Source organism: Bacillus sp. 165, assembly GCF_017742235.1.
Classification (GTDB): Bacteria; Bacillota; Bacilli; order Bacillales; family Bacillaceae_G; genus JAGHKQ01.
In genome coordinates, this window is the sequence record NZ_JAGHKQ010000015.1 from 21185 (window position 1) to 35674 (window position 14490).

General features: G+C 40.6%; 11 protein-coding genes. All 11 read left to right on the forward strand.

The window, feature by feature from the left end:
- Positions 1-18 precede the first annotated feature (18 nt).
- Positions 19-3552, forward strand: a complete 3534-nt coding sequence (rpoB, locus tag J7Q84_RS15570) for a DNA-directed RNA polymerase subunit beta (protein ID WP_209095774.1) — start codon at positions 19-21, stop codon at positions 3550-3552.
- A gap of 39 nt (positions 3553-3591) precedes the next feature.
- Positions 3592-7203 carry a DNA-directed RNA polymerase subunit beta' gene (rpoC, locus tag J7Q84_RS15575; protein ID WP_209095776.1) on the forward strand — a complete coding sequence of 1204 codons (3612 nt, stop codon included), beginning with the start codon at positions 3592-3594 and terminating at the stop codon, positions 7201-7203.
- 114 nt (positions 7204-7317) lie between these two features.
- The gene (locus J7Q84_RS15580; RefSeq protein WP_209095778.1) at positions 7318-7566 is read left to right on the forward strand and encodes a 50S ribosomal protein L7ae-like protein; all 249 of its coding nucleotides are present in this window, start codon (positions 7318-7320) and stop codon (positions 7564-7566) included.
- 112 nt (positions 7567-7678) lie between these two features.
- Positions 7679-8101 (forward strand): 30S ribosomal protein S12, encoded by a 423-nt coding sequence (gene rpsL / locus J7Q84_RS15585; RefSeq protein WP_209095780.1) that lies wholly within the window; start codon positions 7679-7681, stop codon positions 8099-8101.
- Between the two features lie 32 nt (positions 8102-8133).
- Entirely contained in the window at positions 8134-8604 is a 471-nt protein-coding gene (gene rpsG, locus J7Q84_RS15590; RefSeq protein WP_209095782.1) for a 30S ribosomal protein S7, read from the forward strand.
- 212 nt (positions 8605-8816) lie between these two features.
- Positions 8817-10895, forward strand: coding sequence for an elongation factor G (gene fusA / locus J7Q84_RS15595; protein WP_209095784.1), 2079 nt, complete (start codon positions 8817-8819; stop codon positions 10893-10895).
- A 121-nt stretch (positions 10896-11016) separates the two neighbouring features.
- Entirely contained in the window at positions 11017-12204 is a 1188-nt protein-coding gene (tuf, locus tag J7Q84_RS15600) for an elongation factor Tu (protein ID WP_209095785.1), read from the forward strand.
- Between the two features lie 359 nt (positions 12205-12563).
- Positions 12564-12872, forward strand: coding sequence for a 30S ribosomal protein S10 (gene rpsJ / locus J7Q84_RS15605; RefSeq protein WP_209095787.1), 309 nt, complete (start codon positions 12564-12566; stop codon positions 12870-12872).
- A 32-nt stretch (positions 12873-12904) separates the two neighbouring features.
- Positions 12905-13537 (forward strand): 50S ribosomal protein L3, encoded by a 633-nt coding sequence (gene rplC, locus J7Q84_RS15610; RefSeq protein WP_209095789.1) that lies wholly within the window; start codon positions 12905-12907, stop codon positions 13535-13537.
- Between the two features lie 26 nt (positions 13538-13563).
- Complete coding sequence (gene rplD, locus J7Q84_RS15615; protein ID WP_209095791.1) at positions 13564-14187, forward strand: 50S ribosomal protein L4; 624 nt, start codon at positions 13564-13566, stop codon at positions 14185-14187.
- The gene (gene rplW / locus J7Q84_RS15620) at positions 14187-14477 is read left to right on the forward strand and encodes a 50S ribosomal protein L23 (protein WP_209095793.1); all 291 of its coding nucleotides are present in this window, start codon (positions 14187-14189) and stop codon (positions 14475-14477) included. Before rplD ends, rplW begins: the two co-directional genes overlap by 1 nt.
- Positions 14478-14490: the final 13 nt, after the last annotated feature.

Genomic DNA, 14490 nt, shown 5'->3' on the forward strand with positions numbered 1-14490 from the left:
ATTTGAGGGGTGAAGCAGTTGACAGGTCAACTAGTTCAGTATGGACGACACCGCCAACGAAGAAGTTACGCGCGTATCAATGAAGTGTTAGAATTACCAAATCTCATCGAAATTCAAACCTCTTCATATCAATGGTTTCTTGATGAGGGCTTGCGAGAAATGTTCCAAGATATTTCTCCAATCGAAGACTTTACAGGAAATCTTTCTCTTGAGTTCATCGATTACAGCTTAGGTGAGCCTAAGTATCCAGTAGAGGAATCGAAGGAACGTGATGTTACGTACGCAGCACCATTGCGTGTAAAAGTACGTCTCATTAATAAGGAAACAGGTGAAGTGAAGGAACAAGACGTTTTCATGGGTGATTTCCCTCTGATGACAGAAACGGGAACCTTCGTGATTAATGGCGCAGAGCGCGTAATTGTTTCTCAGCTAGTACGTTCACCTAGCGTTTACTATAGTGGTAAAATTGATAAAAATGGTAAACGAGGATTTACTGCCACAGTAATTCCAAACCGAGGTGCTTGGTTGGAGTATGAAACAGATGCTAAGGATGTAGTATATGTACGTATTGACCGTACAAGAAAACTTCCAGTAACTGTTTTATTACGTTCACTAGGGTTTGGTTCTGATCAAGAAATCATCGAACTGTTAGGCGAGAATGAATACTTACGTAATACTTTAGAAAAAGACAACACAGATAGTACTGAGAAAGCATTGTTAGAAATCTATGAGCGTCTTCGTCCGGGCGAACCGCCTACAGTAGAGAATGCGAAGAGCCTTTTGGTTTCTCGTTTCTTTGATCCGAAGCGCTATGATTTGGCGAATGTTGGACGTTACAAAATTAATAAGAAGTTACACATTAAAAACAGACTATTTAACCAACGTTTAGCAGAAACATTGGTAGATCCAGAAACGGGAGAGATCTTAGCTGCGGAAGGTACAATTTTAGATCGCCGCACACTTGACCGCATTCTTCCATACTTAGAAAATAACATTGGGTTTAAATCAGCGAGACCTATGGGTGGAGTTGTAGAAGGTAATGTTACTTTACAGTCTATTAAGATTTACACACCTGATGGAGATGGTGAGCAAGTCATCAATGTAATTGGTAATGCAAATGTTGAGCATGGAGTGAAACATATTACTCCGGCAGATATTATAGCTTCCATCAGTTACTTCTTTAACCTACTTTACAAAGTAGGAGATACAGATGATATTGACCATTTAGGTAACCGCCGTCTGCGTTCCGTAGGTGAGTTGTTGCAAAATCAATTCCGAATTGGCCTTTCCCGTATGGAGCGTGTCGTTCGTGAGAGAATGTCTATTCAGGACACAAATGCAATTACGCCTCAAGCGCTAATTAATATTCGTCCTGTTATAGCTTCTATTAAAGAGTTTTTTGGAAGTTCGCAGCTTTCACAGTTTATGGACCAAACTAACCCGCTAGCGGAATTGACTCACAAACGAAGATTATCCGCATTGGGACCAGGTGGTTTGACACGTGAGCGTGCAGGCTTTGAAGTGCGTGATGTTCACTATTCTCACTATGGCCGTATGTGTCCAATTGAGACGCCTGAGGGTCCGAACATCGGGCTTATTAACTCTTTATCTTCTTTCGCTAAAGTAAATCAATTTGGTTTTATTGAAACACCATATCGTCGCGTAGATCCAGAAACTGGACGCGTAACGAACCGAGTAGATTATTTGACTGCGGATGAAGAAGATAATTATGTAGTAGCCCAAGCGAACGCAAGATTAACGGAAGAAGGCGATTTTATCGATGAAGATATCGTTGCTCGTTTCCGTGGTGAGAACACAGTTGTAAAACGTGATCGACTCGATTATATGGATGTATCACCAAAACAGGTTGTATCTGCTGCTACAGCATGTATTCCGTTCTTAGAAAATGACGACTCTAACCGTGCATTAATGGGAGCGAACATGCAACGTCAAGCAGTTCCATTATTAAATCCAGAGTCGCCAATTGTTGGTACAGGTATGGAATATGTATCTGCAAAAGACTCCGGAGCGGCTGTTATTTGTAAATATCCTGGCGTGGTAGAACGTGTAGAAGCCAAAGAAGTCTGGGTTCGTCGATATGTAGAAATCGATGGGCAAAAGGTTAAAGGCGATTTAGATAAGTACAGAATGTTAAAATTTGTTCGTTCTAACCAAGGGACTTGTTATAACCAACGTCCGATTGTAAGTGTTGGAGATGAAGTAGTAAAAGGAGAAATCCTTGCTGATGGACCTTCCATGGAAAAGGGTGAACTTGCACTTGGACGTAATGTGCTTGTCGGCTTCATGACATGGGATGGGTATAACTACGAGGATGCTATCATTATGAGTGAGCGCCTTGTAAAAGATGATGTATATACTTCTGTTCATATTGAAGAATATGAATCGGAAGCTCGGGATACAAAGCTTGGTCCAGAAGAAATTACTCGTGATATTCCAAATGTGGGCGAAGAAGCATTACGTAACCTTGATGAGCGTGGAATTGTGCGAATCGGTGCGGAAGTAAAAGACGGAGATCTTCTTGTTGGTAAAGTTACACCAAAAGGAGTAACAGAATTAACAGCAGAAGAACGTTTATTACATGCAATCTTTGGAGAAAAAGCTCGTGAGGTTCGTGATACTTCCTTACGTGTACCACACGGCGGAGGCGGAATCATTCTGGATGTAAAAGTATTCAACCGTGAAGATGGGGATGAACTTCCACCGGGCGTTAACCAGTTGGTTCGTGTATATATCGTACAAAAACGTAAAATCTCTGAAGGAGATAAAATGGCGGGACGACATGGTAACAAGGGTGTTATCTCTCGCATTTTACCAGAAGAGGATATGCCATATCTTCCTGATGGAACACCTATTGATATCATGTTAAACCCTCTAGGTGTACCTTCACGTATGAACATCGGTCAGGTATTAGAGCTTCATTTAGGTATGGCAGCTCGTTATCTTGGCATTCATGTTGCAACTTCCGTATTTGATGGTGCTCGTGAGGAAGATGTATGGGGAACAATTCAGGAAGCAGGAATGGCTAATGATGCCAAAACTGTTCTTTATGATGGCCGCACAGGTGAACCGTTTGATAATCGTGTATCTGTCGGTGTAATGTATATGATTAAATTGGCCCACATGGTCGATGACAAGTTGCATGCTCGTTCAACTGGACCATACTCTCTAGTAACGCAACAGCCTCTGGGCGGTAAAGCTCAATTTGGCGGACAGCGTTTTGGTGAGATGGAGGTTTGGGCACTTGAGGCGTATGGCGCTGCTTATACATTACAAGAGATTTTAACGGTTAAATCAGATGACGTTGTAGGTCGTGTGAAGACATATGAAGCTATTGTTAAAGGTGAAAATGTACCAGAGCCAGGTGTTCCTGAATCATTCAAGGTATTGATTAAGGAATTACAAAGCTTGGGTATGGATGTTAAAATGTTAACTAGCGATGAACAAGAAATTGAAATGCGCGATACAGATGATGACGATGATCACCAGTCTGCGGACAAGTTGAATATCGAAGTTGAGACAACTAAGGAATAAAACGGGTAAAACCTGAAGGTTGAAAGGGAGGTAGGCCCCTTGATAGATGTAAACAACTTTGAATATATGAAGATTGGACTTGCTTCACCAGATAAGATTCGTTCTTGGTCATATGGTGAAGTGAAAAAACCAGAAACAATTAACTATCGTACGTTAAAGCCAGAAAAAGACGGTTTATTCTGCGAACGCATTTTCGGTCCTACAAAGGACTGGGAATGTCATTGCGGAAAATATAAGCGTGTTCGTTACAAGGGTGTAGTTTGTGACCGATGCGGTGTAGAAGTTACACGTGCAAAAGTACGTCGTGAGCGTATGGGTCATATTGAATTAGCTGCGCCTGTATCTCATATTTGGTATTTTAAAGGAATCCCGAGTCGGATGGGGCTTGTTTTAGACATGTCCCCTCGGGCTCTTGAAGAAATCATCTATTTTGCTTCGTATGTTGTAACAGAAAATGGAGATACGCCGCTTGAGAAGAAACAGCTTCTTTCCGAGAAGGAGTATCGTGCATACCGTGAAAGATATGGAAGTACATTCCAAGCTTCTATGGGTGCAGAAGCCATTAAAAAGCTTTTACAAGATATCGACTTAGATAAAGAAGTAGATTTCCTGAAGGAAGAGTTAAAAACGGCACAAGGACAACGTCGTACACGTGCCATTAAACGTCTAGAAGTGTTAGAAGCATTTCGTAATTCTGGAAACAATCCAGACTGGATGATACTAGATGTATTACCAGTTATTCCACCGGAACTTCGTCCGATGGTACAGTTAGATGGTGGACGTTTCGCTACTTCGGATTTAAATGATTTGTACCGTCGTGTTATTAATCGGAACAATCGTTTGAAACGTTTGTTAGATTTGGGTGCACCTAGCATTATCGTTCAAAATGAAAAACGTATGCTGCAAGAAGCAGTTGATGCATTGATTGATAATGGTCGTCGTGGCCGTCCTGTTACTGGACCAGGAAACCGTCCATTAAAATCTCTTTCTCATATGCTAAAAGGTAAGCAAGGACGTTTCCGTCAAAACTTACTAGGAAAACGTGTTGATTACTCTGGTCGTTCTGTTATCGTTGTAGGACCGAACTTAAAGATGTATCAGTGTGGTTTACCGAAAGAGATGGCATTAGAGTTATTCAAGCCATTCGTAATGAAAGAGCTAGTAGAAAAAGGATTAGCTCATAATATTAAGAGTGCGAAAAGAAAGATTGAGCGCGTACAACCAGAAGTATGGGATGTATTGGAATCTGTCATTAAAGAACATCCTGTTCTACTTAACCGTGCTCCAACGCTTCACCGTCTTGGTATCCAAGCGTTTGAGCCTACGTTAGTAGAAGGACGTGCTATTCGTCTACACCCGCTTGTATGTACTGCATATAACGCAGACTTTGACGGAGACCAGATGGCTGTTCACGTTCCATTATCTTCAGAAGCACAAGCAGAAGCGCGTCTTCTTATGCTTGCAGCACAGAATATCTTAAATCCGAAAGATGGAAAACCTGTAGTAACACCGTCTCAGGATATGGTTTTAGGAAACTATTACTTAACGATGGAGCGAGCAGGTGCAGTTGGTGAAGGTATGGTTTTCAAAGATACAAATGAAGCATTGATTGCGTACCAAAATGGATATGTACACTTGCATACTCGTGTCGCTGTAGCGGCAGGCTCTTTAAATAATGAAACATTTACCGAAGAGCAAAAAGGAAAGTTGTTATTGACTACTGTTGGTAAGATGATCTTCAATGAAATTTTACCTACATCTTTCCCTTACATTAATGAACCGACACAAACGAACTTAGAAAAAGAAACACCTGAGCAGTACTTTGTTCCAAAAGGTGCAGATGTAAAGCAAATTCTTGCAGAACGCGATGAAATTGCACCATTCAAAAAGAAAATCCTTGGTAACATCATCGCAGAAGTATTCAAACGCTTTAAAATCACCGAAACTTCTCGCATGCTGGATCGCATGAAAAACTTAGGGTTCAGACATTCTACAAAAGCTGGTATTACAGTTGGGGTAGCTGATATCATCGTTTTAGCTGAGAAAGAGGAGCTTTTAAAAGAAGCGCAAACAAAAGTTGATACAGTAATGAAACAATTCCGTCGTGGTTTAATTACGGAAGAAGAGCGTTACGATCGAGTTATTTCTATATGGAGTAATGCTAAGGATGTAATTCAAGGCAAGCTAATGAAAACATTAGATAAGCGCAATCCAATCTTCATGATGAGTGATTCTGGTGCGCGTGGTAACGCGTCGAACTTTACACAGCTTGCGGGTATGCGTGGTTTGATGGCAAACCCATCCGGTCGTATTATCGAACTTCCGATTAAATCAAGTTTCCGTGAAGGTTTAACAGTATTAGAATACTTCATTTCTACACACGGTGCTCGTAAAGGTCTTGCTGATACAGCACTTAAAACTGCCGATTCTGGTTACTTAACAAGACGTCTTGTAGACGTAGCTCAGGATGTTATCGTTCGTGAAGATGATTGCGGTACAGACAGAGGCTTATTAATAGCAGCTATTAAAGAAGGAAATGAAGTTATTGAACCGCTATACGATCGCTTAGTAGGTCGTTTCATAAGAAAAACTGTGAGACATCCGGAAACGGGAGAAGTAATTATAAGTGAAAATGAATTAATTTCAGAAGACATCGCTCGTATAATCGAAGATAGCGGCATTCAATCGGTAACGATTCGTTCTGCCTTCACATGTAATACACGTCACGGTGTATGTAAGAAGTGTTACGGACGTAACTTAGCTACCGGTTCTGACGTAGAAGTTGGAGAGGCTGTGGGTATTATTGCGGCACAATCTATTGGAGAACCAGGTACACAGTTGACGATGCGTACATTCCATACAGGTGGTGTAGCGGGAGACGATATTACTCAAGGTTTACCGCGTGTTCAAGAGTTGTTTGAAGCACGTAACCCTAAAGGTCAAGCTGTTATTACGGAGATTGACGGTGTTATTGCTGCAATTAATGATGTGAAAGAACGTCAAGAGATAGTAGTTCAAGGTGATGTAGAAGCCCGTTCATATGCAATTCCATATGGTGCTCGCGTAAAAGTTGCCGAAGGTCAGAAGGTAGGACGCGGCCAAGAGTTAACGGAAGGTTCTATCGATCCGAAAGAGCTTTTAAAAGTAAAAGATATTACAGCAGTACAGGAGTACTTGCTTCGTGAAGTACAGAAAGTATACCGCATGCAAGGGGTAGAAATCGGCGATAAGCATATTGAAGTAATGGTTCGTCAAATGCTGAGCAAGGTACGTGTAATGGATGCGGGTGAAACTGATGTACTACCTGGTACTTTACTTGATATTCATCAGTTTACAGATGCTAACAAAAAAGTATTACTTGAAGGAAAACAAGCGGCTACAGCTCGTCCAGTCCTTCTTGGTATTACAAAAGCTTCACTTGAAACAGATTCATTCTTGTCTGCTGCATCATTCCAGGAAACGACTCGTGTCTTAACGGATGCTGCAATTAAAGGTAAGCGTGATGAACTTCTTGGTTTGAAGGAGAACGTAATTATCGGTAAGTTGGTTCCTGCTGGTACAGGAATGAACCGTTATCGTCGAGTGGATCTTGTGAAAAAATCTCCTGAAGACCTAAACAGTGAGGTAAAAGAGGTTTATGTGGAAAGTTAAAAACTTCCAGTATAATTTTTTTCGAAATATCACTTCGATAGTTGACAGTATATAAAACAAAATGTTAATATAAGCAAGGTTGCTCCTAAAGAGTGATGCTTTGGAGGATGTAACGTGTCTTATGAAAAAGTATCAAATGCCAAAAATGTAGTTGTCGGTAAAAAACAAACATTACAGGCGTTAAAAAAAGGTATAATTAATGAGGTGGTCGTTGCAGAAGATGCTGATTATCACTTAGTGCATAATGTGGCGGAATTTGCAAGCCAGTTAAATATACCTGTTTCAAAAGTGGACTCCATGAAGCAGCTTGGAAAAGCATGTGGAATTCAAGTAGGAGCTTCTGCAGTAGGAATAGTCAGTTAAAACTGTTTTTGTGAGGCGGGGATTACCCCCTCCTTGCAAAAACTTTGTTTTCAACTAATAATGAACCACCTGGATGTGTGGTCTTATAAAGATGTGAAGGGAGGATAAATTGATGCCTACTATTAACCAATTAGTAAGAAAAGGTCGTACTGATAAAGTATGGAAATCTAAATCACCTGCGTTAAATAAAGGTTTCAACTCATTAAAGAAAAAATCAACTGATTTGTCTGCTCCACAAAAACGTGGTGTATGTACTCGTGTTGGTACAATGACTCCAAAGAAACCGAACTCAGCATTACGTAAATATGCTCGTGTACGTTTAACAAATGGTATTGAGGTAACTGCTTATATTCCTGGTATTGGACATAACCTACAAGAGCACAGCGTAGTATTAATTCGCGGCGGCCGTGTAAAAGACTTACCAGGGGTACGTTACCACATCGTTCGTGGTGCGCTTGATACAGCTGGTGTTAACAACCGTATGCAAGGTCGTTCTAAATACGGTACTAAGAGACCAAAAGCTCCTAAGAAATAATAAAAATATTGTGCTGAAAGGAGGAAATAAATATGCCTCGTAAAGGACCTGTTGCAAAGAGAGATGTATTACCAGATCCTATTTATAATTCCAAGCTTGTAACTCGTTTAATCAACAAAATGATGGTTGATGGTAAAAAAGGTAAATCACAAGCTATTCTTTATAATGCATTTGACATCGTACGTGATCGTACTGGGAAAGATCCTATGGAAGTATTCGAGCAAGCTCTTAAGAACATCATGCCTGTTCTTGAAGTACGCGCTCGTCGTGTTGGTGGTGCTAACTACCAAGTTCCTGTAGAAGTTCGCCCAGAGCGTCGTACTACTTTAGGACTTCGTTGGTTAGTAAACTACGCTCGTCTTCGTGGTGAAAAAACTATGGAACAGCGTTTAGCTAACGAAATTCTAGATGCAGCTAACAATGCTGGTGCATCTGTTAAAAAGCGTGAGGACACTCACAAAATGGCAGAAGCTAACAAAGCGTTTGCTCACTACCGCTGGTAGGATTGAAATTAATTTTGTTGCTTGTATAAAACTGCCTTATTTATCGTTCGTGAAAGTGTGGAGAGGACCGAAAGTTCTCTCCCTTTAATGAACGTCCATTTACATAATACGGATGTTTAATAGTTATACTTATCATGTATGGTGAATGAAGCGGTATTTATGCTGTGACAATTTAAAATAAACTCCAAAAAAGGAAGGAGTAAGAATACCGTATGACAAGAGAGTTCTCCTTAGACATGACTCGTAATATTGGTATCATGGCTCACATCGATGCTGGTAAAACGACTACTACTGAACGTATTTTGTTCTACACAGGTCGTGTACACAAAATCGGTGAAGTTCACGAAGGCGCTGCTACAATGGACTGGATGGAGCAAGAGCAAGAACGTGGTATTACAATCACTTCTGCTGCAACAACGGCTCAATGGAAAGGTCATCGTGTAAACATTATCGATACACCAGGACACGTAGACTTTACTGTAGAAGTAGAACGTTCTTTACGTGTACTTGATGGTGCTGTAGCAGTTCTTGACGCTCAATCAGGCGTAGAACCGCAAACAGAAACAGTTTGGCGACAAGCAACTACTTATGGGGTTCCACGTGTTGTGTTCGTTAACAAAATGGACAAAATTGGTGCGGACTTCTTATACTCTGTAAAAACATTGCATGATCGTTTACAAGCAAACGCTCATCCAATTCAATTACCAATTGGTGCTGAAAATGAGTTTTCTGCTATTATCGACCTTGTTGAAATGAAAGCGCATTTCTATTCAAATGACTTAGGTACTGATATTCAAGTAGGAGAAATCCCTGCTGAATACCAAGATAAAGCAGAAGAACTTCGTGGTTCTTTAATTGAAGCGTTAGCTGATTATGATGAAGAACTAATGATGAAGTATCTTGAAGGTGAAGAAGTTACGGTAGAAGAATTAAAAGCTGCTATCCGTAAAGCTACACTAAGCGTAGAATTCTACCCAGTAGTGTGTGGTTCTGCCTTCAAAAACAAAGGTGTTCAATTAATGTTGGATGCAGTAATTGATTACCTTCCATCTCCGGTTGATGTTCCTGCTATCACAGGTATCGTTCCTGATACTGACGAAGAAGTGACTCGTCCAGCTGATGATGAAGGTCCATTCTCTGCATTAGCATTCAAAATCATGACTGACCCTTATGTAGGTAAGTTAACATTCTTCCGCGTTTACTCTGGTAAAGCTGAAGCTGGTTCTTATGTAATTAACTCTACAAAAGGTAAGCGTGAGCGTTTAGGCCGTATCCTACAGATGCATGCAAACTCTCGTCAAGAGATTTCTGTATGTTACTCTGGTGATATTGCGGCAGCTGTAGGTTTAAAAGATACTACAACTGGTGACACTCTATGTGATGAAAAGAATCGAGTAATTCTTGAGTCTATGACATTCCCAGAGCCTGTTATCTCTGTAGCTATCGAACCTAAATCTAAAGCTGACCAAGATAAAATGGGTACAGCATTAGTTAAGCTTTCTGAAGAAGATCCAACATTCCGTGCTCATACTGACCAAGAGACTGGTCAAACGATCATCTCCGGTATGGGTGAGCTTCACCTTGACATCATCGTTGACCGTATGCGTCGCGAGTTCAAAGTAGAAGCTAACGTTGGTGCTCCGCAAGTAGCTTACCGTGAAACATTCCGTGCAGCAGCACGTGTTGAAGGTAAGTTTGCGCGTCAATCTGGTGGTCGTGGTCAATTCGGTCACGTTTGGATTGAGTTCGAGCCAAATGAAGAAGGTAAAGGTTTTGAATTTGCAAACAAAATCGTGGGTGGGGTAGTTCCTCGTGAATACATCCCAGCTGTACAAGCAGGTCTTGAAGATGCAATGAAAAACGGTGTAGTTGCTGGCTATCCGCTAGTAGACGTAAAAGCTGCATTAGTTGATGGATCTTACCATGATGTTGACTCTTCTGAAATGGCATTTAAAATCGCTGCATCTATGGCATTAAAAGCAGCGGCTTCTAAATGTAACCCAGCTCTTCTTGAGCCGATGATGAAGGTAGAAGTTGTAATCCCTGATGAGTATCTTGGAGATATCATGGGCGACATCACTTCTCGTCGTGGTCGTGTAGAAGGTATGGAAGCTCGCGGAAATGCACAAGTAGTTCGTGCGATGGTTCCACTTTCTGAAATGTTTGGATATGCAACATCCTTACGTTCTAACACGCAAGGTCGCGGAACATTCTCAATGGTATTCGATCATTATGAAGAGGTTCCACGTTCTATTTCTGAAGAAATTATCAAAAAAAATAAAGGTCAATAATTGATTTTTATCAATTGTTCCATTATAACTACTTATGTAGGCTATGAAAGAGAAGCTTCTCTTTCATAGCATCATATAAAGAAACTCTACTATTTATTTAAATTCTAAGGAGGATTTTCCAATGGGTAAAGCTAAATTCGAACGCTCTAAACCACACGTTAACATTGGTACAATCGGACACGTTGACCATGGTAAAACTACTTTAACTGCTGCTATCACTACAGTTCTTGCAAAAGCTGGTGGTGCTGAAGCACGTGGATACGATCAAATCGACGCTGCTCCAGAAGAAAGAGAGCGCGGTATCACAATCTCTACTGCACACGTAGAGTACGAAACTGAAACTCGTCACTATGCACACGTTGACTGCCCAGGCCATGCTGACTATGTTAAAAACATGATCACTGGTGCTGCTCAAATGGACGGCGCGATCTTAGTAGTATCTGCTGCTGACGGTCCAATGCCTCAAACTCGTGAGCACATTCTTCTTTCTCGTCAAGTAGGTGTACCATACCTTGTAGTATTCTTAAACAAATGTGACATGGTAGACGACGAAGAATTATTAGAATTAGTTGAAATGGAAGTTCGTGACCTATTATCTGAATATGACTTCCCTGGCGACGATATTCCAGTAGTAAAAGGTTCTGCTCTTAAAGCTCTTGAAGGAGATGCAGAGTGGGAAGGTAAAATTCATGAATTAATGGCTGAAGTTGATGCTTACATCCCAACTCCAGAGCGCGACACTGACAAACCATTCTTAATGCCAGTTGAGGACGTATTCTCTATCACTGGTCGTGGTACAGTTGCTACTGGCCGTGTAGACCGTGGAATCGTTAAAGTTGGTGACGTAGTAGAAATCGTTGGTCTTATGGAAGAAACTAAAAACACAACTGTAACAGGTGTGGAAATGTTCCGTAAGCTTCTTGATCAAGCACAAGCTGGAGACAACATCGGTGCTCTTCTTCGTGGAGTAGCTCGTGACGATATCCAACGTGGACAAGTTCTTGCAAAACCAGGTTCTGTTAAACAACACACTAAGTTCAAAGCAGAAGTTTACGTTCTATCTAAAGAAGAAGGTGGACGTCACACTCCATTCTTCACTAACTACCGTCCGCAATTCTATTTCCGTACAACTGACGTAACTGGTATCATCCAATTACCAGAAGGTACTGAAATGGTTATGCCTGGCGACAACATCGAAATGGTAGTAGAACTTATCGCTCCAATCGCGGTTGAAGAAGGAACTAAATTCTCAATCCGTGAAGGCGGCCGTACAGTAGGCGCTGGCGTAGTTGCTACAATCACTGAGTAATTCCTTTAAAAAGAACCTAGTTGTTACTGGGTTCTTTTTTTATTAGGGAAATCATTATGAAATATATGAAAGCTAGCAGTGAAAAAGTAATTCCAAAAACTGCATGTGAAATCAAAACAGAAGATAACTTGCAAAGCTATTTGAGACCATGTATAATACAAAAAGTACGGCAATGAAGGAAAACACCTAATTTGCTGTTGCATATCCTATTATTTTATTGTATAATAGACAATGTTGGTCTTTGACTGCGATGAAGTGGAAGGTTGCTGACACGCCCGGCCGCTTTGCCATGGCGAGCGTGAGGAAATTTCCATGGAGAAATGTCTATTTCTAAAATAGGCGAAGAAGGAGGGAAAATAATGGCAAAAGAAAAAATTCGTATCCGTTTAAAAGCTTACGATCACCGTATCCTTGATCAATCTGCAGAAAAAATCGTTGAAACAGCTAAACGTTCAGGTGCAACAGTTTCTGGACCGATTCCGTTGCCGACTGAAAAGAATGTTTACACGATTTTACGTGCGGTGCATAAGTATAAAGATTCTCGTGAGCAGTTCGAAATGCGTACACACAAGCGTCTAATCGACATCGTGAATCCTACTCCACAAACAGTAGATTCTTTAATGCGTTTAGATTTACCATCTGGTGTAGATATCGAAATTAAGTTATAATAGACAATTTTAATATGTAGGAGGTGTGACTCATGACCAAAGGAATCTTAGGAAAAAAGATCGGTATGACTCAAGTGTTTACTGAAAACGGGGAATTAATTCCTGTAACAGTTATCGAAGCGACTCCAAACGTGGTTCTTCAAAAGAAGACTATTGAAACTGATGGATATAATTCTATTCAGTTAGGTGTTGCTGATAAGCGTGAAAAATTAGCTAATAAACCTGAAAAAGGACATGTTGCTAAAGCTAACACTGCTCCTAAGCGCTTCGTTCGCGAAATTCGCGATGCAAACGTTGAAGAGTTTGAAGTTGGTCAAGAAGTCAAAGTAGAAACTTTCGCTGCAGGCGATAAAGTAGATGTAACAGGAATCTCTAAAGGTAAAGGATTCCAAGGTGTAATTAAACGCCACGGACAATCTCGCGGACCTATGTCTCACGGTTCTCGTTACCACCGTCGTCCTGGTTCAATGGGACCTGTTGCTCCAAACCGTGTATTTAAAGGTAAAAAACTTGCTGGACGCATGGGCGGAGATCAAATCACAGTACAAAACTTACAAATCGTGAAAGTTGATGCAGAACGCAACTTACTTTTAGTAAAAGGTAATGTACCAGGCGCTAAAAAATCTTTCGTGATTGTTCGTAACACTGTTAAAACAGGCAAGTAATTTTCTAGAAGAAAGGAGGAAAACCAATGCCAAAAGTAACGTTATTTAATCAAACTGGCTCTACAGTTGGTGAAATCGAACTAGCTGATTCTATTTTCGGTATTGAACCAAATGAAGCTGTACTTTTTGATGCAGTAATTATGCAACAAGCATCTTTACGTCAAGGTACACATAAAGTTAAAACTCGCTCTGAAGTACGTGGTGGAGGACGCAAACCATGGCGTCAAAAAGGAACTGGACGTGCACGTCAAGGTTCTATTCGTTCCCCACAATGGCGCGGCGGCGGTATTGTATTCGGACCTACTCCAAGATCTTATGCTTATAAATTACCTAAGAAGGTTCGTCGTTTAGCGATCAAATCTGCATTATCAACTAAAGTACTTGAGAACAACGTAATCGTTCTTGAAGATTTAGTATTAAATGCACCAAAAACAAAAGATATGACAGTTATCCTGAAAGGATTATCTGTTGAGAAGAAAGCTTTAATCGTAACTGCAGATGTAAACGAAGCGGTTGCATTATCTGCTCGTAATATTCCTGGAGTAGCTGTAGTTACTGCAAACGGAGTAAGCGTGTTAGATGTGCTTCATCATGATAAATTAATCATGACAAAAGCAGCAGTGGAAAAAGTAGAGGAGGTGCTTGCATAATGAGAGATCCTCGTGATATTATTAAGCGCCCAGTTATCACTGAACGTACTATGGAAATGATGGCTGAAAAAAAATACACTTTTGATGTGGATGTAAAATCTAATAAAACAGAAGTTAAAGATGCTATCGAAGCTATTTTTGGCGTAGAGGTAGAGAAAGTAAACATCATGAACTACAAGCCTAAATATAAGCGTGTAGGTCGTCATACTGGTTTTACTAACCGTCGCAGAAAAGCTATCGTTAAATTAACAACTGACAGCAAAGAGATCGAAATCTTTGAAGGTGTTTAATTCTTAAAAGAGA